Source organism: Quatrionicoccus australiensis, from assembly GCF_020510525.1.
GTDB lineage: Bacteria > Pseudomonadota > Gammaproteobacteria > Burkholderiales > Rhodocyclaceae > Azonexus > Azonexus australiensis_B.
Map to the genome: position 1 here is coordinate 2,764,949 of NZ_CP075188.1, position 21,841 is coordinate 2,786,789.

General features: G+C 50.8%; 18 protein-coding genes and 1 pseudogene. 1 reads left to right on the forward strand and 18 read right to left on the reverse strand.

Going from position 1 to position 21,841, the window contains the following annotated elements; genetic code table 11:
- Positions 1–62: 62 nt before the first annotated feature.
- The 15 genes and pseudogenes from KI612_RS13295 to KI612_RS13365 form a co-directional block, all read right to left on the reverse strand.
- A complete protein-coding gene (locus KI612_RS13295) occupies positions 63–467 on the reverse strand; it encodes a hypothetical protein (protein WP_226440558.1) in 405 nt (134 codons plus the stop codon).
- A 127-nt stretch (positions 468–594) separates the two neighbouring features.
- Entirely contained in the window at positions 595–1,602 is a 1,008-nt protein-coding gene (galE, locus tag KI612_RS13300) for a UDP-glucose 4-epimerase GalE (RefSeq protein WP_226440559.1), read from the reverse strand.
- Between the two features lie 59 nt (positions 1,603–1,661).
- A complete protein-coding gene (locus KI612_RS13305; protein WP_226440560.1) occupies positions 1,662–3,107 on the reverse strand; it encodes a mannose-1-phosphate guanylyltransferase/mannose-6-phosphate isomerase in 1,446 nt (481 codons plus the stop codon).
- 31 nt (positions 3,108–3,138) lie between these two features.
- Entirely contained in the window at positions 3,139–4,554 is a 1,416-nt protein-coding gene (locus KI612_RS13310; RefSeq protein ID WP_226440561.1) for an undecaprenyl-phosphate glucose phosphotransferase, read from the reverse strand.
- Positions 4,555–4,755: 201 nt separating this feature from the next.
- Positions 4,756–5,415 carry a VanZ family protein gene (locus tag KI612_RS13315; protein ID WP_226440562.1) on the reverse strand — a complete coding sequence of 220 codons (660 nt, stop codon included), beginning with the start codon at positions 5,413–5,415 and terminating at the stop codon, positions 4,756–4,758.
- Between the two features lie 619 nt (positions 5,416–6,034).
- Positions 6,035–7,071 (reverse strand): annotated as a pseudogene (locus KI612_RS13320) (IS630 family transposase).
- An 88-nt stretch (positions 7,072–7,159) separates the two neighbouring features.
- Positions 7,160–8,284 (reverse strand): glycosyltransferase family 4 protein, encoded by a 1,125-nt coding sequence (locus KI612_RS13325; RefSeq protein ID WP_226440563.1) that lies wholly within the window; start codon positions 8,282–8,284, stop codon positions 7,160–7,162.
- Between the two features lie 30 nt (positions 8,285–8,314).
- On the reverse strand, positions 8,315–9,214 hold the full coding sequence (locus KI612_RS13330) for a glycosyltransferase family protein (RefSeq protein ID WP_226440564.1): 900 nt from the start codon (positions 9,212–9,214) through the stop codon (positions 8,315–8,317).
- Positions 9,215–10,336, reverse strand: coding sequence for an O-antigen polymerase (locus KI612_RS13335; protein ID WP_226440565.1), 1,122 nt, complete (start codon positions 10,334–10,336; stop codon positions 9,215–9,217).
- Complete coding sequence (locus tag KI612_RS13340) at positions 10,326–11,708, reverse strand: flippase (RefSeq protein WP_404818053.1); 1,383 nt, start codon at positions 11,706–11,708, stop codon at positions 10,326–10,328. Before KI612_RS13340 ends, KI612_RS13335 begins: the two co-directional genes overlap by 11 nt.
- A gap of 258 nt (positions 11,709–11,966) precedes the next feature.
- Positions 11,967–12,851 (reverse strand): glucose-1-phosphate thymidylyltransferase RfbA, encoded by an 885-nt coding sequence (rfbA, locus tag KI612_RS13345; protein WP_226440567.1) that lies wholly within the window; start codon positions 12,849–12,851, stop codon positions 11,967–11,969.
- A 5-nt stretch (positions 12,852–12,856) separates the two neighbouring features.
- Positions 12,857–13,747 (reverse strand): dTDP-4-dehydrorhamnose reductase, encoded by an 891-nt coding sequence (gene rfbD, locus KI612_RS13350; protein WP_319002945.1) that lies wholly within the window; start codon positions 13,745–13,747, stop codon positions 12,857–12,859.
- The gene (gene rfbB, locus KI612_RS13355; RefSeq protein ID WP_226440568.1) at positions 13,747–14,808 is read right to left on the reverse strand and encodes a dTDP-glucose 4,6-dehydratase; all 1,062 of its coding nucleotides are present in this window, start codon (positions 14,806–14,808) and stop codon (positions 13,747–13,749) included. Before rfbB ends, rfbD begins: the two co-directional genes overlap by 1 nt.
- A complete protein-coding gene (gene rfbC / locus KI612_RS13360; RefSeq protein WP_226440569.1) occupies positions 14,805–15,368 on the reverse strand; it encodes a dTDP-4-dehydrorhamnose 3,5-epimerase in 564 nt (187 codons plus the stop codon). The genes rfbB and rfbC overlap by 4 nt, the downstream gene beginning before the upstream one ends.
- A 226-nt stretch (positions 15,369–15,594) precedes the next feature.
- Positions 15,595–16,878 (reverse strand): transglycosylase SLT domain-containing protein, encoded by a 1,284-nt coding sequence (locus KI612_RS13365; RefSeq protein ID WP_226440570.1) that lies wholly within the window; start codon positions 16,876–16,878, stop codon positions 15,595–15,597.
- Between the two features lie 252 nt (positions 16,879–17,130).
- Here KI612_RS13365 and KI612_RS13370 point away from each other — a divergent pair, with 252 nt between their 5' ends.
- A complete protein-coding gene (locus KI612_RS13370) occupies positions 17,131–17,766 on the forward strand; it encodes a transglutaminase-like cysteine peptidase (protein WP_226440571.1) in 636 nt (211 codons plus the stop codon).
- A 426-nt stretch (positions 17,767–18,192) separates the two neighbouring features.
- Here KI612_RS13370 and KI612_RS13375 read toward each other — a convergent pair whose 3' ends face one another.
- Genes KI612_RS13375 through KI612_RS13385 form a run of 3 tightly spaced genes read right to left on the reverse strand, consistent with a single transcriptional unit; the run spans position 18,193 to position 21,828 of the window.
- Positions 18,193–18,843 (reverse strand): hypothetical protein, encoded by a 651-nt coding sequence (locus tag KI612_RS13375; protein ID WP_226440572.1) that lies wholly within the window; start codon positions 18,841–18,843, stop codon positions 18,193–18,195.
- Positions 18,840–19,643 (reverse strand): tyrosine-protein phosphatase, encoded by an 804-nt coding sequence (locus KI612_RS13380; RefSeq protein ID WP_226440573.1) that lies wholly within the window; start codon positions 19,641–19,643, stop codon positions 18,840–18,842. The genes KI612_RS13375 and KI612_RS13380 overlap by 4 nt, the downstream gene beginning before the upstream one ends.
- A complete protein-coding gene (locus tag KI612_RS13385) occupies positions 19,594–21,828 on the reverse strand; it encodes a GumC family protein (protein ID WP_226440574.1) in 2,235 nt (744 codons plus the stop codon). Before KI612_RS13385 ends, KI612_RS13380 begins: the two co-directional genes overlap by 50 nt.
- Positions 21,829–21,841: the final 13 nt, after the last annotated feature.

A 21,841-nucleotide genomic window follows, 5' to 3' on the forward strand; every position in this document is an offset into this window, starting at 1 on the left:
AGCCAATATCTGGGTAAAAAAAATGGCAGCCCGAAGCTGCCATTTTGGGAAAATAGCCCGTATCAGGAACGGCTACCACCGCCGCTGCCACCACCATTGAAGGTGGAACCGTTGCTACCGGCAAAACCACCACTACCACCGGTTTGACCAGCACCGCCTTGATTGCCGGCACCACCAGCTGCCGTGGCATTCAGGACAGAAGTGGTTTCAGCACCGGAGTTGATCAGCGCGGTCTTGGTTGCGCTTTCATCGTAGCCGGCAGCGACCAGCGCCTTGAGCAGAGCAGCACCATCCTGATCCTTCTTGACCAGCGCGTCGGTCAAGGCAGAAACCGGGAGGCCCTTGGCCTTGGCATCCTTGAGAATAGCGTCAAGGCTTTCGGTTGCCGAACGAGACAGAACTTCGCTCTTGATATCGGCTGCCGATTGATCCTTCGTGAAGGCCATGGCAGAGAAACTCGCAGCCATCACACTCACCAACAAAACAAGCTTAAATTTCTTCATGGGAACCTCACAAAAATGTACGCTCTCAGGATACCAGCCGGCACATGCTCACGTCAATACAGAACAAGGAAAACCAATAAATAACACTGGGTTAATCGTAGCCGGTCGGGTTGCTGGATTGCCAGCGCCAGGTATCGGAACACATCGCGTCCACACCTCTTTCCGCGCGCCATCCGAGCACTTCAAAAGCCCTCTCCGGAGCGGCATAACAGGCTGCGACATCACCCGCGCGGCGCTCCACGATGCGGAACGGCACGGCCTTGCCGCTCCCCTGTTCAAACGCCTTGATCATATCGAGCACGCTGTAGCCCTGCCCAGTCCCCAGATTGACGGTCAGAACACCAGCTTGACGCCCCAGCGCGGACAAAGCTGCAAGATGGCCGAGCGCCAGATCCACCACATGGATGTAGTCACGCACGCCCGTGCCATCCGGTGTTGGGTAGTCGCCACCAAAAACCGAGAGCTCTGCCCGCTTGCCTACAGCCACTTGGGCAATAAACGGCATCAGGTTGTTCGGAATTCCGTTCGGGTCCTCGCCAATCAACCCGCTGAGATGCGCGCCAACCGGGTTGAAATAACGTAGCAGTGCAACTCGCCACTCGGGATCTGCCACAGCGAGATCGCGCAGGATTTCTTCGATCATCAGCTTCGAGCGGCCATAAGGGTTCGTGGCCTGCAGCGGAAAGTCTTCCGAAATCGGCACCGCATGCGGATCGCCATAAACCGCTGCCGACGAACTGAAAACGAGTCGCTTGACACCAAACTCGGCCATCGTTTCAAACAGCACCAGGCTACCCTGCACGTTGTTGTCGTAATAGTACAAAGGCTTGGCGCCTGACTCTCCAACCGCCTTGATGCCGGCAAAATGAATGACATCGGAGATCGCAAAGCGTGAAAACACCCCACGCATCGCCTCCCAATCGCGAATATCCGCCTGAACAAATACAGGCCGCCGGCCGGCAATGCGCTCAATGCGATCCAGCACCGCCAATTTGCTATTGCTCAGGTTGTCGACAATTACCAACTCGGCACCGTCATTGAGCAGCTCGACAACGGTATGCGAACCAATGTAGCCACAACCACCGGTGACGAGAATCATTTTTTCACTTATGCCCGACCTCAAAGCGAATCCGTTGCCATTCACCGAAAACCCGTCGGTCAACGCCCGTAAATATCCTCAAATCGAACAATATCGTCCTCACCCAGATAGCTGCCGGACTGCACTTCGATCATCTCCAGCGGCAGCTTGCCCGGATTTTCCAGACGATGCAGGGTGCCGAGCGGGATGTAAGTCGACTGGTTCTCCGAAACCAGCAGGGTTTCTTCGCCGCGCGTCACCTTGGCTGTACCGGAAACCACAATCCAGTGCTCGGCGCGATGGTGGTGCATCTGCAGTGACAGGCAGCCGCCCGGATTGACCACGATGCGCTTGACCTGGAAGCGATCGCCAAAATCGATGCTGTCATACCAGCCCCAGGGCCGGTAGACCTTGCGGTGCGAGTGCGATTCCGAACGCTGCTTGCCCTTGAGCTGGCCGACAATATCCTTGACCTTTTGAATCTCCGAGCGATTGGCCACCAGAATGGCATCCGGCGTTTCGACAATCACCACGTCACTCAGCCCGACGCAGGCCACCAGCCGGTCTTCGGCAATAACCAGGGTATTTTGGGTGTCGACCGTCAGGACATCGCCCATCAGCACATTGCCGCCTGCATCCTTGTCGCCGATTTCCCACAGGGCACTCCAGGCGCCCACATCGGACCAGCGCGCATCAAGTGGCACCACGGCAACCTCGCCCGTATTGGCACCAAGGCGCGCCAGGCGCTCCAGCACCGCATAGTCGATGGAATCCGACGGACAATTGGCAAACACCGTCTTGTCCGGCCGCAGAAAATCGTGATCCTGCTGGCGGGCATCGAAGGCCTTGAAGCAGGCGCCGGCGATATCGGGCCGGCATTGCTCCATCTTGGCCAGCCAGACCGACGCCTTGATGACAAAAATGCCACCATTCCACAAGAAACCGCCGCTCGCCAGATACGCCTCGGCGGTGGCGGCATCCGGCTTTTCAACAAATTGCTCGACCAGGCAAGCCCCATCGGCCAGCGCCGCACCCTGTTTGATGTAGCCATAACCGGTTTCCGGCGCCGTCGGCTTGATGCCAAAAGTCACCAGCCTGCCCTGCTCGGCCAGTTGCGCGCCCTGCACCACGGCCTGCCGGAAGGCTTCTTCATCCTGAATCACATGATCGGCCGGCATGATCACCAGCACCGGGTCAGCGCCCTCAGCCTGCGCAGCCAGCGCGGCCAGCGTCAGTGCCGGAGCGGTATTGCGGCCGCAGGGCTCAAGAATCAGCGAGGGGTGCGCAACGCCCACCTGGCGCAACTGCTCGGCAATCAGAAAACGGTATTCCTCATTCCCCACCAGCAAGGGCGCCGCCAGCACATCACCCGCTGCCAGCTGCATGCCAGCCAGGCGCAATGCCGTAGCCTGCAACATGGTGTGATTACCGTTCAAGCACAGCAACTGCTTGGGGTATTGCTCGCGTGATAGCGGCCACAAACGCGTACCGGAACCACCACAAAGAACAACGGGTTGAATGACCATGAAAGTTCCAAAAAATGCCGAAAAATGACGCTCAATAAGCGTTCTTGTTCACAAAACCTTTGAATACCGTCAAAAAGACGATCTTCAGATCCAGCCACAGCGACCATTTCTGCACATACTCAAGGTCGTATTTGACGCGCATGGACATCTTGTCCAGCGTCTCCGTCTCGCCACGCCAGCCGTTGATCTGCGCCCAGCCGGTGATCCCCGGCTTGACCTTGTGGCGCAGCATGTAGCCGCGGATCAGACCACGATACTGCTCGTTGTGCGCCACAGCGTGCGGGCGCGGCCCAACCACCGACATCTGCCCCTGCAGCACATTGAAGAACTGCGGCAACTCATCAAGCGACGTACGCCGCAAAAAACCGCCAAACGGCGTAATCCGCGCATCGTTCTTTTGTGCCTGAACAATCTTGTCGCCGTTCTCGGTCACCGTCATGCTGCGGAACTTCCAGACTTCCACCACAGAACCATGCAAGCCATACCGCCGTTGCTTGAAGAGCACGGGGCCGGGCGACGTGAGCTTTACCCCGGCAGCGATAATAAGCATGGGGATGGAGATCAGCAGCAAAATCAGGCTGGCCACGACAATATCCTCAGCCCGCTTGACCCAGCCATCCACCCCGTAGAAGGGGCTTTCATGCAAGCTGAGCACAGGGATGCCATCGAGGCTTGCCAATTTGCCATGCAGCAAATCGAAAATGAAAAAGTTGGGCACCAGATAAACCGATGCAGTGGTATCGGCCAGATCGGTCACCAATTGCACAATGCGGCCCTCGGCACGCATCGGTAGCGTGATATAGACGTAATCGACCTTGCCGGCCCGAGCCAGATCAACCAGCTCATCAAACCGCCCTACACCATCCACATGATTGGCGGCATCCTTGCACTCGCGCGCAGCCAGGCGGTCATCAAAAAAACCGATGAACTTCATACCCAACCAGGGCGTGCGCTCGATCTTCTCCAGCACCTGCGACCCCAACTGGGTTTTACCAGCAATAGCCAAGGTACGAGTATTTTTGCCACCAGAGCGCAAAGACTTGAGTACTACACGCAAACCAACGCGAGAGATGGCCAGCAGTAACGGAGTAAGGCCAAACCAAACCATGGTGACCAAGCGCGAGTAATCGGAAGAAGTCTTGGTCAAAAACGCCAGCAGGACCAAGCACATTGCAGACCAGAACCAAGTGACGAGGGTCGCAAAAACCGCCCTCGGAAGAGACTCAGTACGCCACGAACCATAAATCTGGCGCGCCCCGCCAAAGGTCAAAAACAGCATTACCGCCCAAGCTGCAGCCTGCGCGTAATGACGATCAAACTCGAGATCGTGGGTAAGCTGCATCGCAATGAACAGAGCAAAAAGAATGACCGCTCCGTCCAGGACGCGATGCAGGAAGGCAATTTTTGAACTATGGGGCCTGACCAAACCCGAAGACATCAAGGACATATTGGAACGCTCGGCTACTCAAGGTTGTCGTGACATTGTTGCAGTGCATCAATCATGCCATGAACAAATGAAATCCCATATATGACAATCGTAATAGTTCAGGGGCAAGCATCAGAAAAATCGAAACGATGAGATTTGTGAACAAGGCGAGAACGCCGCCGCCAGAGCCAGGCTGACCGGACAATCCTCGCTAAAACACGATCACTGCCCGCGAACCATCCAGTCAAGTACAGAAGGAAACTGCCAGCCCAGCGCAGTCTGAATCAACAACAACACAACCAACACCGTTGCGGTCGACACCAGCAAAAACCCTAAAATCAAGGCCCATACGCTCCAGCGCGCAATCGTTTGCTCCGCCGGCCCCAAGGCCCGACGCTCACGCCCACCGAGCATGACCAGATAAAACCCCCATCGCCACACTTTGAAGGTCCATCGCCAATCCAGTGCGTGCTTCCTCCAGCCCGATACCTCACGGCGCTCCAGAACAACCAGGGCCTCGCGCTCGCCGACGCTTGCGCGCAGCAACCAAAGCAAACGCCCCAGCAGATAAATTACCGCAGCCAAACTTACCCCGACAATATCGGCATACCAATCCTCCAGACTGGGCACATGCCCCTCCTGGAAAAACTGGTGAATTTCCTCTGCTCCGCCACCCACAACTGCGATCAGCGTGATCCACAGCCAGGAACCCCGCAGGCTCCAGCGCGTAATCCACCAGATGACAAAAAACACCGAGGCGTGCAGTACCTTGTCCCAACTTGCGTAAATAGCACGAGACTCAGCTTGGTTAAGACCCCAATACAAACAGAGCACCACCATGGCGGAAACAAATAAAGGAACGAGGCGGAAAGGCAATTTCATCGAAATCACACGGTCGACCGCAGCAACCTGCCTCGCCAAAGGCTTGATCGCAATGTTTGGCAGGAGGAAGCAAATTGACACCCGGCCTCATCGAAGCCGGCGCGCTGGGCCAAGAGCTGTTCACCATCGATACGCTCTGACAGGCTCCCGATGTCGCGCTCCGTCACCCCCGCCCGCAAAAAATGCGCCGGCCGAATGTTCGCAGAAAGAAGATACAGGAGGGCACAAGCAGTTTTAGGCATACATCTAGTGTCTATATAAAGGCAATTTTTCGTCAATATACCTATTCATCACACCACTCCAGAATTTTACAAAAACCACTCCAAATCAAACCAAGCTAGTGTCGGTGACCGCCTCGAGAACGCCTCACAACCCTCGGTGAGGGCATGGGCAGGCGTCGGCCGGGTCGCTTCAAGACGTCGATCACCGACCGCCAGACCACCGTTTGCCAGCCAACGCGCGTAGGTCAATCATCTGATCGAGTCGGGCGCAAAAAAAATCAGTGGTCATCAGAATTTCCTTCAATTTCTCCTGGGTTTCTATGACCAATATTTTAATTTCTCGGGGATTTTTTTGAGGTGAATTTCCAGCATATTAACCCGGCAATCCAATAGGTTCATTAGGCAGCATATTGGATTTTCCGATGTCTAAAATAGGACATAACCCGTTTTGGACGATTCTGTATTTTCATCATTGCGCCTCGCACCTTTGATTCCAGTTCATCCCGATTCTTGGCGGGTTTTCCGCCATGAACCAAGGCCTTCAAGTCACAGTTCAGATATTCGTCCGGGTTGAGTTCCGGAGAATAGGCGGGCAAGAAGAACACCTCTATGTGTTCGCTGTGCTTTTCAGCCAGTCCCGAACCTTGTTGCTGTGATGCACACGCAGGTTGTCCAGAATCAAAAATACCTTGCGTCCGGCATCCCGAACCAGGCGTGCCAGAAATCGAATCAGCACCGGGGCGGTCATCGTTTCCTGATAGAGCATGAAGCGAACTTTCCCCTGATTGGTGACGGTCGAGATCATGTTCGTGGCAAACCGGCTGCCGGGCACCCGTTGAACAGGTGTTTTCCCCGCTGGCGCATAGCTTCGACCGTGCTGGCAATCGCTACGGATGCCCGTTTCATCGCCCCAGTAAATCTCTGCCCCTTCTTCCTTGGCGCGCTGCGCAATGCCTGGGTAGCCCTCCTTGAGCCAGGCATCCACCAATTCAGGTTTCTGCTCGTACGCCTTCTTCAGTGGCTTCTGCGGCGTAAAACCCCAGCGCTTGAGATACTCACCTACCGTCCGAATCGGCATGTCGACCTTGAAACGACGATAGATCAACTCCTGAACGGCGGCCCGTGTCCACAGCGCAAATGACAGCTTGAGTTGGTCAGGCATCTTCTCGCTGATCAACTGCTGCACAGCCCACTCCCGTTCCACGCTCAGCGTGCGTCGCTCGCCCACATCGGTGCCACGCTTGCCACCCTCTACCGCCGACTTGAGGCCTTCTGCCTGATAGCGCGACCACCAGTATTGGACCGTACGGGGATGAACCCCGACCGTTTCTCCAATCTCGGCAAATTCGCGTCCGTTCATTCGCATTCGAAGCGCTATCTTGCGCTTCTCCTTCTGTTGCTCTGGCTTGAGCTTGCGGGCATCGTCTTTATGCATGTCAGTATCATATCACAAATGCCCTATCAATTTGCCGGGTTAATAGAACCTGTTCATGAGCCTTTCGAGATTTTGCAGGGCCGACTAATTAATGCTTCTTGAGTATCTTCTTATTCCGAGACAATTCACTTTCATAAACAACACAAAGTTCTTCATGCAGTCTATCAATCGAAAAAAAATCTCTTACCCGCTTGCGTCCCATTTTTCCCATATCCCTAAGTTGCAGGTCAGTTCGACTGAGAATAGCATTAGCCAGCGCGACAGGTGAGCAAGGCTTAATGACGATACCAGTTACATCATGGTCGACTACTTCCGGTAACCCACCAACAGATGAGGCGATAACAGGTACACCTGACCGCATTGCCTCCAAAGCAACCAAACCAAACCCCTCCCATCTTGACGGAACAACTAAAATCTGAGCGTTTTGCAATAATGTTTCAAGAATATTAGGGGAAACCCAACCCACACAAGTGGCATTCACTGGAATTTTTCTCTCTACCTCATCTCCTCTGACCGGAGCACCAGCAATAACTGCATGTACAGAACCGCCTAGTAAAGTTAATGCCTCTAGCAAAATATCGAACCCTTTTTGTCGATCAAAACGCCCTATAAAAAGCACCCGCCGAACCGATTCTGGCCAAACTGAATCAAAAATAGGTGATGCTATAGGAGATGTTAGGCTGATTGCATTTCGAACCACAATTAGCTTATTTTCTGGCAAACCCACTTCAATGGCGGTTCGACGCTCATATTCAGAAATGCAAACAATTTTATCTGTAATATGGGCGAAACCTCGCTCTAGAAAACAGGTAAGGAATTTGCCAAATTTAGACATAGAGCGATCCCAAGCCCACCCATGAGGACAATACACCACTTTCACGGATCGGTTAATTATTGCGAACAATGGCCTTACGCTTGCACCAGCAAATGTTGAGTGAATATGCAAAACTCGCGGGCTATACAATCTAACTAACATCAATAACTTTATCGCCAATCGAAATGCAACAAAAAACCGATACCCCTTATCGTTAAATGTTTCAAACCTAACACCAGGTATGCTAGGCAAATCATCCTGTTGCGATGCTGGAATAAGCAAAACAACACATCCCCAACCAAAATCAAAAACCTGAAGAGGCAACAACTCTCTTAGATATGATGCCACTCCCCCTTTTATAGTTTCAGCACAGTGAATTACTTCAACTCTTTTATGCATATAAAACTCATCAACCAAGACAATATAATATTATCGATTTAAATTATCATCCAATTTACCGCCAATATTTTTTAATCCATGCATCAGCCCAAGCAGGGCAAAATTAAATCTAATTAATAAATTCCTATCACTAAGCCCATTCAAGGAGACCACCATGAATCTTTTAACAATCTCTTTTATTGTCCAAAGAAGAGGAGCCCCACCACGACTAGATGACAAAAGAGTGTTTCTTACTTGATAATATCCACGATACGGCTCAGAAATTGGACAAATTATTTTTCCAAGAAATCTAACATCTCCCTTCCCAACAATATGCGTAAAAATAGACTCTTCGTCGATTAGAGTCTTTAAGCCGTGTTTGTGACATTGCCAACAAAAATCGTAATCGATATGATCAATAAAGAAATCCTCTTGAAATAGTCCAGTTTTCTCAATTGCAGACTTTGGAATAATGGAGAAGCTACTTATAACCAAAAGAGCATTTACATATTTACCAACCCCATCATACGAATAAGCCTTGTATCGATACGCAGCACCATCAGCCCTAATAGGCTTTCCACCAATAACACCAAGACCAGTTATGTTTTTTGCCAAATGATAAGAATTTATCAAAGATAGCAAACTGGATTTTTCAAGATCTGTATCTTGATCAAGAATCAAAAAAGCCTCTACTTCATTATTACCAAGACACGACTCAATACAAGTATTATAAGCTTTACCCAACCCATAATTAACGCCATCCCCAAAATAGCCAATCAATAAATTATTATTTCGAGCGGTAATAGCCCATTGCATATTAGCGCCATGGCATTCACCAGGTGTATTGTCATAAACAATAGTTGAAATATTTAATCTAGTCAAAACCCGAATATTAGCCCCGAGTACGCTTATATCCGGATTGTAAAGTGTCATTATTGCTACGATTGCCATTCACCGCCCCTCAAATTTTTCAAGCCTAGTAAATGAAATTAATACAGATGCCATATAAAACACAACCCATGTCTTCAAAGACATTAAGAAATAATCTTCAAAGAATGTAAACAACAACGGAAGCAAAGAGAATGTCGTCATAAACCTTCCCTGAAGAGTTTTTGAACTCCACATTATCTTATAGGCAAAACCGATAAAAAAAGAAATAACAGCAACCCCCAACAGGCCAAAATCATTCCACCAGACGCCCAAAGCGGTATATATATTCGTCATCCATCCATAATCAATAGAAACCCATGGAAGAATATTAATATTTGGAACCCAATCTAATTTAATTGGAAGAAGCTGATTTATTCCATAAAACGAACGCATCTCAGGCAAAGAGGCATCATTATTTAGAACTATTTGAAAGGCGCCAATTCCACTGAGTAGATAAACTTCAAAAGTTTTAAGAACGGCATCCGTAATTCCATCTTCAGGATCGGCGGAATATTTCTCCAACACAATGTGCGACAGCGCAAAAAGGGAAAATAAACAAACCACGCCGATCAACACATGCCGAAGCCTAATCCTATTTAGGCTAGGAAACATAAAAAAAGCAAACAAAAAAAGATACATTTTAGAAGTAGAAAGAATTGCCAAGAAAAACAAAAAAACTGAGAAAAAAACAATAATACGCTTATCTTTGCTTTCTTTTGAAACAACCAACGAAGCAGCGACCAATGGAAATGAAACACCAACTTCTAATGAACTTTTATCACTATCAGATGTGTAAAAAAGGGTTTCCCTAAAATCCAGAGCTGACTCGAACCCCCCTGAACCAACCAACATCAAAAACAAATATCCCGTATACAATATTGAAATACACGAAATAACGTAAAGTGATTGTTTATTAAAAAAATACTTGGGTACCCGCTCAACATTTCCCACCGCCCCACCAAACCACTCACCAATTACCATAAACAACACAAAAGTAGCCACAATAACCAAAAAAAATGGATTGAGCTTTTGCAAATCAGCCATACTTGCCTGATAAGCAATCAATAAAAAAGTCCACTGGATAAAAACTACAAAAGACGGGCTGGAGAAAGCAGATTTTTTAATTAAAAAATTACTTTTCATTAAACATAAACCTCAAACCGAATTTTTTTAGTAAAACAAAACCAAAAAAAGCCACTATCCCATACCTTATATAATCATACTTAACATAACATAAAGCAACCAGTGTTAATGCGCAAAAAACCATCATAAAAAAAGCATTCGATATTTCCCGCCTCTGCAAATGAAATACTTTAGAGGCCGCTAAAAACAATAAAGAGCTATCGAAAACAACCCTCAAACTCCATGCAAATGCAGCTCCCTCTATACCTAAAAAACTTATACAAAAAAACATTAAAACAAGGTATGGAATTAACTCAATCACATGAATTTTCGCTGTCACATCAGAGCGCCCAGCGCTTTGAATAATATTATATGGCAAATGAGAAAACCCATTGATAAATACGCCTACTGCCAATATATACCAAACATTTACAACATGTGATGAAACTTCACTACCAACCCACCAACTCAAAAAGTCATCCGCCACCAATATCGCAACTCCGATAGCTGAAAACCAAACAGTTGAAAACATAATCGCCGCCGACCTAACAACTTTAGTGGTTTCTTCTGGTAACAAAAAATGTGACTTAGACAATAGTGGAAATAACACCCCCATAATCGCGATAGGAAGAGCTGTTAATCTAACGAGAACATCTTGCGGAATTGTGTAATACGTAACAGCAGTCATTGACAGCATTGCGCCAATAAAAAAACGATCAAAATATGCGAGTATCGGACTAACAATATTTGATATGGTGAGCCACCCACCAAAAAAAAACAACTCACGCATTTCATTTTTATCACAAGAAGCAACTTTTCCAGAACAACTAGGCCAATTAGCAACCAAGCCAAAACTGATAGCAGCACATACCCTTACCCCTAACAGGGATGCCAAAATATATTCTATATTTTTATCAAAATACGACATACCTAGAGGGGCTATAAAGGTCGCCATGCCCAATGGAATCTTAATAGCGTTTACTCTACGAAACCTCTGCTGCCCTTCAAGAATCGCAACACGCGAAGTGGCGTACAGCATAAAAGGAACTGCCACTGCCAACCACAAAAACCCTTTTTTTGCCTCGATTTGCAAATCATTTGGTATGTTCAACAATTTCTCAGTAACAAAAGGTGCTATTGATACTATTACAATCATCCAAAAGACACCAACTAAAACCATATATCGAGTTGCTTCTCGCGAAAGACTTATTTGTTTATCAACTATAACACCTCGGGCATTTTGCTCACCAATAGCGCGAGTTAGGGCTCTACCCAGACCAAGATCAAGGACACCGAGATAACCAACCAACATCCATGCAATCGATAAAACCCCAAGTCTTTCAGCTCCAATCTTATTCAGCAACTCTGGCACTGTTATCAATCCGACAATCATGGGCAAAACCACACCCGCCAAGTTCCAAATGATATTCCTACGCATATTTATGAGTCACTTTAATGCAATCCAATTAGTTTTCACACACCATTAAAATTAAAAACAACAACAAATACAAAACATACAATACCAAAAAAACACACCAAATAAAATAATCAAACTATTAACATAACAAATATTGACACACACCTAGTCGATATATTTATTTCAATAAAAACACAAGAAATTGATTATCACCTCAATAAATGGATTCTGAGTTCAAAAAACATTTTCCATCAAAATTGAATTAAGGTACTGCCCATATCCATTCTTAAGCATTGACTGCGCTAGAACTTCAAGTTGCCCAGCACTAATCCATTCTGCCCGATATGCAACCTCTTCAGGACAAGCAACTTTAAGCCCTTGGCGTTTCTCGATGGTTGCAATGTACTGCCCTGCCTCAAGCAGAGAGTCATGGGTACCAGTATCAAGCCACGCATAGCCTCGCCCCATAATTTCTACGCTGAGTTCATTTTGTTTAAGATAGCGCGCATTAACATCAGTAATTTCAAGCTCCCCCCGGTGTGAAGGCTTGATGTCAGCAGCAATTTCACAAACCTGCTCGTCATAGAAGTAGAGGCCCGTCACGGCGTAGTTGGACTTAGGTTGTTGCGGCTTTTCTTCGATAGAGAGGGCTTTTTGCTTGCTATCGAATTCGACAACGCCATAGCGTTCCGGATCGGTAACATGGTAGGCAAAGACGGATGCGCCACTGTTCATGGCATCAGCCCGCTTGAGCAAACCATTAAAATCATGGCCATAGAAAATATTGTCACCCAGCACCAATGCGCTGGGGTTATTGCCAACGAAATTGCGGCCAAGGATAAATGCCTGCGCCAAACCATCCGGACTGGGCTGAATACAATAGCTGAGGTTGATACCCCATTGACTACCGTCACCCAGCAGGGATTCAAAGCGAGGGGTGTCCTGCGGAGTGGAGATGATAAGAATGTCGCGTATCCCCGCCAGCATCAGCGTGGTCAGGGGATAGTAGATCATCGGCTTGTCGTACACCGGCAGGAGCTGCTTGGAGACGGAGAGCGTAGCCGGATGCAGACGGGTGCCGGAACCGCCGGCGAGGATGATGCCTTTGCGTGTGGTCATGGTATTTAGAGTATCTGTTGAAGTACGTGATTAAGGCCGTTTTGCCACGGTGGCAGAATGAGACCAAAGGTTTCTTGCAGCTTGCAGGTATCAAGATGCGAGTTCGTGGGTCTGGGCGCGGGCAACGGGTATTCTGCCGTCGTAATAGCCTTGATATTTTCCGGGCTTAGCTTGAGTGGTTTGCCAGCAGCGATGGCAGCGCGAACCACCGTTTGTGCATAGTCGTGCCAAGTCGTCAAGCTGCTGGCCACAAGATGGTAGATACCAAAAGGCTGGGCAGCACGACCTTCGCGCTGGTATCGTGCAATAACATGGGCAGTGATATCAGCCAGCAGGGCGGCTGAGGTGGGCGCGCCAAATTGGTCGACGACGACATTTAGCGTGTCGCGGTCGACAGCCAACCGTAGCATGGTTTTGGCGAAATTGTTGCCGTGCGCACCGAAAACCCAACTGGTCCGAAAAATAAAATGATCGGCAGCACTTCGCAGTAATGCCTGTTCGCCGGCCAGCTTACTTTTACCGTAGATGCTTTGCGGATTAGGAGCATCGTTCTCGCTGTAGGCCCCCTGCTTCGTGCCGTCAAAAACGTAATCAGTTGAATAGTGGATGACTAGCGCGCCCAGTTTTTTGGCCTCTTCCCCTAAAACCCCCGGCGCCATACCGTTGACCGCATAAGCTAGATCCTGGTCCGTTTCGGCCTTATCAACTGCGGTATAAGCGGCTGGGTTAATAATGATGTCAGGCCTGGTTTCGGATACCAACCGGCGAATGGCATCAGGATTAGAGAGGTCACATTCAGCCATATCAACCGCAACGATCTCCCCCAATGGTGCGAGCGCACGCTGAAGCTCAAAACCTACCTGACCGTTTTTTCCGGTAAGAAGCAGCTTCATCATCAGGCTCCGTACTGCTTGCCAACCCAGCCTTGATATGCACCGCTGGTCACATTCTGTACCCACGCCTGGTTGTCCAGATACCACTGTACGGTTTTCCGGATACCTGTTTCGAAGCTTTCTGCCGGCTTCCAACCCAACTCGCGCTCAAGCTTGCTGGCATCGATGGCATAACGGCGATCATGCCCAGGGCGGTCTTTAACGTAAGTGATCTGTTCTTTGTAGGCTTTGCCATCGGCACGTGGTGATAGCTCATCAAGAATGGTGCAGACGGTGTGCACTACATCAAGGTTAGGCTTCTCGTTCCAGCCACCGACGTTATAAACCTCACCAATACGCCCAGCCTCAAGCACCCGACGAATCGCACTGCAGTGGTCCTTGACGTAGAGCCAGTCACGTATCTGCTGACCATCACCGTAAATTGGCAGGGGTTTTCCTGCCAGAGCGTTGTGAATTACCAGCGGAATCAGCTTTTCCGGGAAGTGGTAGGGGCCATAGTTGTTTGAACAGTTGGTCGTCAGTACAGGTAGTCCGTAGGTGTGATGATAGGCGCGGACCAAGTGATCACTTGCTGCCTTGCTGGCAGAATACGGGCTGTTTGGTTCGTAGCGGTTGGTTTCGGCAAAAGCGGGGTCATCCTTGCCGAGCGAGCCATATACCTCATCGGTCGACACGTGCAAAAAGCGGAAATTGGCTTTGGCATCATCCCCAAGTTGACTCCAATAGGCACGTACAGCTTCGAGCAGGTGAAAACTGCCGACAATGTTTGTCTGAATAAAATCTTCCGGGCCGTGAATACTGCGGTCAACATGCGATTCGGCTGCAAAATTGACAACAGCACGAATCTGATAAGTGTTTAGCAGCTTGCTAACCAGATCAAAGTCTCCGATGCTGCCTTGAACAAAAGCATGCCGTCGATCACCTTGCAGACTAGCCAGATTGCTCAAGTTTCCCGCGTAAGTCAGCGCATCGAGATTGACTACTGACTCATCAGATTGCGCCAGCCAATCCAGAACAAAATTGCTGCCAATGAAACCGGCTGCTCCCGTAACAAGAATAGTCATTTGTCAGCCTCCAATGCAGCTATTGCAACTTTAAACCGCAGCCCATCCTTATCTTTGGCAGAAAGCATTGGCTCAGTGTCATTGAGCAACCAATCAATCGCGAGATCAGGATCGTTCCAGGCAATGGAACGTTCAGCCGATGGTGCGTAGTAATCGGTCGTCTTGTAGAGAAATTCAGCCGTTTCACTCAAGACAACAAATCCATGGGCGAACCCAGGGGGAATCCAGAACTGGCGTTTGTTCTCGGCAGACAGCTCAATCGCAACATGCTGGCCCAAGGTTGGCGAACCAGGACGAATATCGACAGCGACGTCAAGCACGCTCCCTGCCACCACACGCACCAACTTGCCCTGAGCATGAGGCGCAACTTGATAGTGCAAGCCACGCAAGACACCACGCCCTCCCTTTGAATGGTTGTCTTGAACGAATGCCACCTCACTCCCGAGGATTTCGTTAAAGCGCTGCTGATTGAAGCTTTCAAAAAAGAAACCTCGCTCATCACCAAAAACGCGAGGTTCTATGATCAAAAGATCAGGAATAGATGTCGGACTAGCAAGCATTGTGGCTCCAATTTAACAATCTGCATTTTTTATGACCTGATTTTGCCACCGTACAAAGCGATGATAAAGAAATATTTTGCAGTGCAGCAAAATGGGATATTCATCTATGAGCTTAGTGATAGCCGCCTTGTTTTTCCTCACCATAAATCCCCCTACCCGCCCCTCTGTTGGAAACCAGCCATTATTTGAACAGTCACTTCCCTGATGATTTATTTGATGGTCGAAATCAGTTACGCGGTGGCTGCAGCGTGCTGGCCGCCTTTGATGTCAGCCCAACCCCCTTGGTCAACAAGATCGCGCCCCGGGCGAGTTGCTGAGGTATTTCTTCGGCGACCTGGTCGCCTTTGAGCGGAATCAGCAAGGTCGCGCCAACCGCGTAGTAATGGCCTTCCGGCAAGGGGTTCACCTGGGCAATCAGTTTGGCCGGCACGTTATTGCGACGGGCCAGTTCGCCTGGGCTGGTCGGGCGGGTAATGCGGATCAGGCGCCAGGAAACCCAACTTCCCTTATGCACGCCCATGCGCAGGGCGAGTTGCAATGCGGCGGCGTGTGGCAACAGCAGTTGCGTGTGGTTGTTGCCAATGATGATGGGCGCCTGTAGCGAAGGATTGAGTGCGAGAAATTCATTGAGCTTCAACCCGGCCAGTTGCGCCACCAGGCTGACGTCGATGTCGCGATGCATTTCGATCACAGTATGGCGGCTGGCGTTTTCAATGGGCGGCAAGCTCGCCTTGTAAGCCGCCGGATTGGCAATCAGGCTTTTGAGCGCCAGGATGCGCGGCACGTAGTCGCGGGTTTCCTGCGGCAAAGAGGCGGCAATGTCGTTGAAGCCGGGTTTCTTGATGCCGCGTGCTTTCGCTCGGTTGACCTCGGCCAGGACGCGTTTTTCACCGCAGTTGTAGGCGGCCATGGCCAGCGGCCAGCTGTCGAACATGCCGTTGAGCATGCTCAGGTAGTCCATGGCGGCACGGGTGGAGGCAACCAGCGAGCGGCGTTCATCGCGAAAGCGGTCGATATTGAGCTCGTAGGTGCGTGCCGTGTTTTCGATGAACTGCCAGGCACCATGGGCTTCTGCCTGCGATTTGGCTTCCAGCGTATAGCCGGATTCAACAAAGGGAACGAGCACCAGCTCCATTGGCAGTTTGCGGGCGTCGACTTCTTCAACCACGTAAAACAGCAGGTTGCCGGCTCGTTGTGCGGTGTGATCGAGAAACTTGTCGGCAGCAAAGCGCCGCGCGCCACGAATGACCTGCGGATCCTTGTCGAGATCGGGAACCCTGAAGCCCTGGCGAATTCGATCCCAGATGTCCTGGTAATGGACTTTCCCGGTTTCTGGCAGGCCGATCATTTCGTGCAGATCGCTGGGTGTCACTTCCACCAGGGGATGCGGATCGGAGACTGCTTCCGGGCCTTCGGTTTCAATCTCTTCGTAGGGAGCATCGAAGACCGATGCACAGCCACTCAGAACAAAAACAAACCAGGAGAGCAAAAACCAACGGATACAGCGCAAGGGGAAATTCCTGTAAAAAATCTGTTTTAAGTGCTCAGATTTACTTGAGCCTGTTGCTTTTCGCGAATATAACAAATATGACATTTGCGACAATCAGCCATGAATATAGCATTCTTTACCACTACCAGAAACAGCCTTCTTGCACAGGCAAAAGCCTGTGCATGTAGAATGCCAAAATCACCATGTTTGCCAAGCTTCGGGATGCTTTTGTCGCGACGAAATGTTCGTTATTTGACCTGTGTTTTTCTACTCGTGACAGCCGTACCGGTCGTCGCTGGCATCGTCGACTTTTCGCAAAATCTTCTGAATTACGTTTCTCGCCGTTTTTCGGCCGACGCCCCCAAACGCCTGATGATCTGGCAGCGCCTGATCAACGACATGAAGGCAGCAGAAGCGGCAACTGCCAAGCAAGGGGATGCCAGGGCCGAGGCGCTGACCTTGCGCAAAACCAATGAGTTCATGAACCAGATTCCCTATTACAGCGATATTGCTCACTGGGGTCAGGAAGACTATTGGGCAACACCGGTTGAATCGCTGAGCTCGTTTGGTGCCGACTGTGAGGATTACTCGATTGCGAAGTATCTTTCGCTGAAGGAGTTGGGCATTCCCGCCGAACGCCTGCGTATTACTTACGTCAAGGCGCTCAACATCGGTGAGTCCCATATGGTTCTCGCCTACTACCCACGGCCGGATGCCGATCCGCTGATTCTCGACAATCTCGTCAAGGAGATTCGCCCGGCTTCGCAGCGCACCGATCTTGAGCCGGTATACAGCTTCAACGACGACGATATCTGGTTGCCATCAGGCGCCTCGCGCAAGGGTGGCGCTTCGCAGGTTCGCTTGTGGCGTGAGTTGTTGGAAAAGCTGGTTCGCGAACAAAAGATGTAAGAGGCTGTTCACGATCTTCAGAAAGTCATGAAGCCGGGCTGCGGCTTTATTTGATACGTCTGTAAAACCCCTCCCCAGCCCTCCCCTTGTCAGGGGAGGGAGCCCGTCCATGCGCGATTTGGGGTGCCCCTCCCCTGACAAGGGGAGGTCGGGAGGGGTTTGAATGACAAGCGAAAAATCATGAACAGCTTCTAAGAAAAGCTGTCCATAGTCTTTGAGTGGTCATGTTCGAGCATTGGTATCGCTTCACCTAGCCCCCACCCCCTCCCCAGCCCTCCCCTTCTCAAGAGAGGGAGGCCGAGTCAACGCCGGAAGCAGCGACTCCGCCCCTGAAATGGGGCGCTTGGGATAAGCAATAACTCGCGGGCAGCTTCTAGGCCCGCTTCTAGCTGTTTTCTGGACCATCACGACCGGCCCTCGCGGCGCTTACTGGCCGAGCAGCGTGTCCTTGCGGTATTTCCGGGCGATATCAACCAGACTGCCTTTGGCATGCGGGTAAGCGCCATTGACCATGGCGAGCAGCTTTCCCTGCCGCTCGCTACCCATCTCATCCCAGCGCGCAAAGCCCACTTCGGCCAGAATACGCTGCACTCCGGCCTCTTTTTTGCCGTAAAGATATGCCCGGTCAAATTCCGGCCAGATGCTGCCAGACAGTTCTTTACGCAAATGCCGGGCTAGCATCAGGTTGGCCCAGGGATAGGGCGACATCGGACGCAAGCTTGTTGCGGCGCCAAAGTACTTGATGGCGTCGTCGAGCATTGCCTGTTCAAGCTCAGGAATAGCCCGCAGATCTGCAGCCCGCATTCCGGACAGATAGCCAAGGTTCTCATAGAGTTGTGGGTCATCCGGGGTTACACGCTGGGCAGCGAGCAATTCAGCCCTGGTCTTGGCCCACTCGAGGGGTTTGGGTATGGCTTCCCGCCCCAGTTGCCATTGAGTGGTTTGCCAACGAGCCTGCATCGACATTGCATCGGCCCAAGCCGCACGCAACCCGAAATACAGGGATGCCAACGAAACGGTGACCACCACTGCAATGACAAGACGCTGAAACACACTCATGCCGGCAGACTTTTTCACGCCAAGCCCAGTATCTGGGCCGGCCGTTCACGCAACAATTGCCAAGCTTTTTTCTCGCCAAGCAAAGTGGTGACTACATCTCTGGCTTCGCTCAGTATCGGTGGCCGATGGTCCATATTGTGGGCGTCGCTCGCGATCACATGCGCCCACCCCTCGGTGAGAAATGAATGGGCGGTCTTGCGGGAAACTTCACCAAAGCGCCCCGCTATCGAACCTGCCGTGAGTTGCAACCAGCAACCCGCATCAAGAAACGGGTGAATGCGATCGGGCTGAGCCATGATCGCCTTGTTACGCTCGGGATGCGCAATCAGCGGGCGAATTTTCATTTCTAGCAGCTTGTCGACAAATTGCTGGCTACCTACCGGGATCATCTGGTGCGGAAACTCAAGAAGCATGATGCGGTAACCGTCGACCGTACCAAGAAAGGGAACTTCACCTTCCAGGATCAGCTCAAGCGACTCGATGCTCAAGCGAACCTCGCCCCCCAGCATGACCCGCAAGGGAATGGCATGCTCATCGAGCTCGCGCTGAAAGGTCCGCACCTTGCCTTCGAGCTCGGAGCGGATATTGCTGTAACGCCCGGGATGAATGTGAGGCGTCAAGGCCATGGCCCGGATGCCGTCATCAACGGCAACCCTGGCCAGCGCCAGGGAGTCGTCCAAGGTTTCAGCACCATCATCAACGCTATAAAGCAGGTGCGAGTGAAGATCGATCATGCCCTTGCCCTCACTTTCGGCGGGGAGTTCGATATCAGCTGCTGCTTTCCTCACCGTACACGGTGCCGTAACCGTATTGGCCATAGCCGGAATATTCGCCGTAGTATTTTTCGGCGTGGGCAAAGTCAAACTGGTTCAGGACAACACCGAGAATCTGGCCTTCGGCCCGACGAATACGCTGCAGACCGAGTTTGACCAGAGGATACGGGGTAGACATCGCCTTGGTCACATAGATCACGCCGGTCGTCAGGGCACTGATCACCAGCGCATCGCTGACCAGTTCAACTGGAGGCGAATCGATGATGATGATGTCGAATTTTTCCGACAGCAGTGCCAGCGTGTCTTTGAACTTTTGTGACAACAGCAATTCCAGCGGGTTTGGCGGAATGGTGCCGGACGGCAGAATCATCAGATCAGAGCCGGCGACAGGCTGCAAACACTCTTCCAGTGTGGCGGTACCGGATACCAGATTGGACAGACCCTTGGCACCCTTGGACATTTCCAGACCCTTGCTGATTGCAGGACGGCGCATGTCAGAGTCAATCAAAAGCGTCTTTTTGGTATGGGCATGGGCCATTGCCAGATTGATGGAAAAGGTTGTCTTACCTTCACCTGGAACGCTCGAAGTCACCAGCAAAATACGCTTGGTCAGGTCAATTGCCGAAAGCAGGACACCGGTTCGCGCCGTGCGAATTGCTTCTGAATAAAGTGACTTCGGCTGATCAAGGAAAAGACGCGCTGTTGCCGTCCGTTCAATTTCATCCTTTGCCAGCAAGGGCAAGGTCGTCAGCAACGGCTGCTTCAGCTTGCTCTCAACGTCTTCCGTCGTTTTCAAAGTGTTATCAAGGCGGTCCAGCAACAGCGCACTCAACACACCGATAAACAAACCGAGCACGAAGGCGATCATGATGATCTGCAGTTTCTGCGGCTTGACCGGCCGGTCGGGAATCACGGCAGCATCAACCACCCGCGCGACTGCAGACTGCAGATCACCCGCCACATTGGTTTCCTTGGCGCGCTTCATGAACATGTCGTACATCTGGCGATTGGCGTCGACTTCACGCTCAAGAACACTCAACTCGAATTCCTTGCGGTTGATGTTCTGTACCGAACCGCGGGCCGAGGCCATGATTCCTTCCAGCGCCTTTTCGGTACCGCGGGCAGCTTCGTATTCACGGGTCACACTCTGCACGACGTTATCGACCTGGCGACGGGTGTTGTCGCGAGCGGCTTTCATTTCCCCCTCGGCCTGCAGATATTTAGGATGTTCAGCTCCATAGCGCTGTGCGGCTTCGGACAAACGACGCTCGGCTTCGAGTTCCTGCTTTCGGGCTTCGGCAACAATCGGGTTACGAATAACCGCCGGCAGCGAACTCAGGTCCGCCCCTTTTGCCGCCATTTTGATCTGGTTGTAGGCATTTTCCGCTTCAGCCCGCTTCATGCGGGTTTCAACCAGGCGCTGGGTTACTTCTTCAATCTGCTTGCCGGCTCCGCTCTGGGCCGCATTCTTGATATCTACGATGCCTTCCTTTTCGCGATAGTTCTGCAAACCGCGCTCGGACTCATCAAGTTTTGATTTCAACGAAGCAAGGCGCTCCTGCAACCAGGTGCTCGCCTGCTTGGTCATCTTGTAACGAGCTTCCAGATCGCTTTCGATGTACATCTCGGCAACGGTATTGGCGATCCGGGTTGAAAGCTCAGGACTATTTGACTCAAAACTGATTTTCGCCAGTTGACTCAAACGAATTGGTTCAATGGTCAGTTTTTTGGAAAAATTGCCATAGACAGCCTCCGCCAAGGCAATGTCTGTCCATTCCTTTTTACTTTGATCGTCCGCGAAACCGACATTTACCAGCAACGAACTTACCCATGAGTCAGCTTTTGGACGGGGATCAAACTCTTCGTTCTCCCACAGCTTGGCTTTGATAATCGACTTGATCGCTACTTCTCGGGACTTGATGATTTCGACCTGCGTCTGAAAATATTCGCGATTCTGAGTGATCCCGGAATAAACATCCTCAATCGTCACCACCTTGGACTTATTCGCCTCGATCAGGACAGTGACCGTAGAACGATAAACAGGCGTCATCACAAAAACGACCACCGCTGCCAACAAGGCTACTGCCAAGGCAAAGGCAATAATCGGCACTTTGCGCTTGGTAATACTGCGCCAGTATTCAACGATGTCCAGCTTATCCTGCAGATCTTCCGGGTCATGCAGAAAAATCTGTTTGTGCTTGTTTTGATCAGTAGATGCTTGAGTCGACATTCGGGTCAGCCAG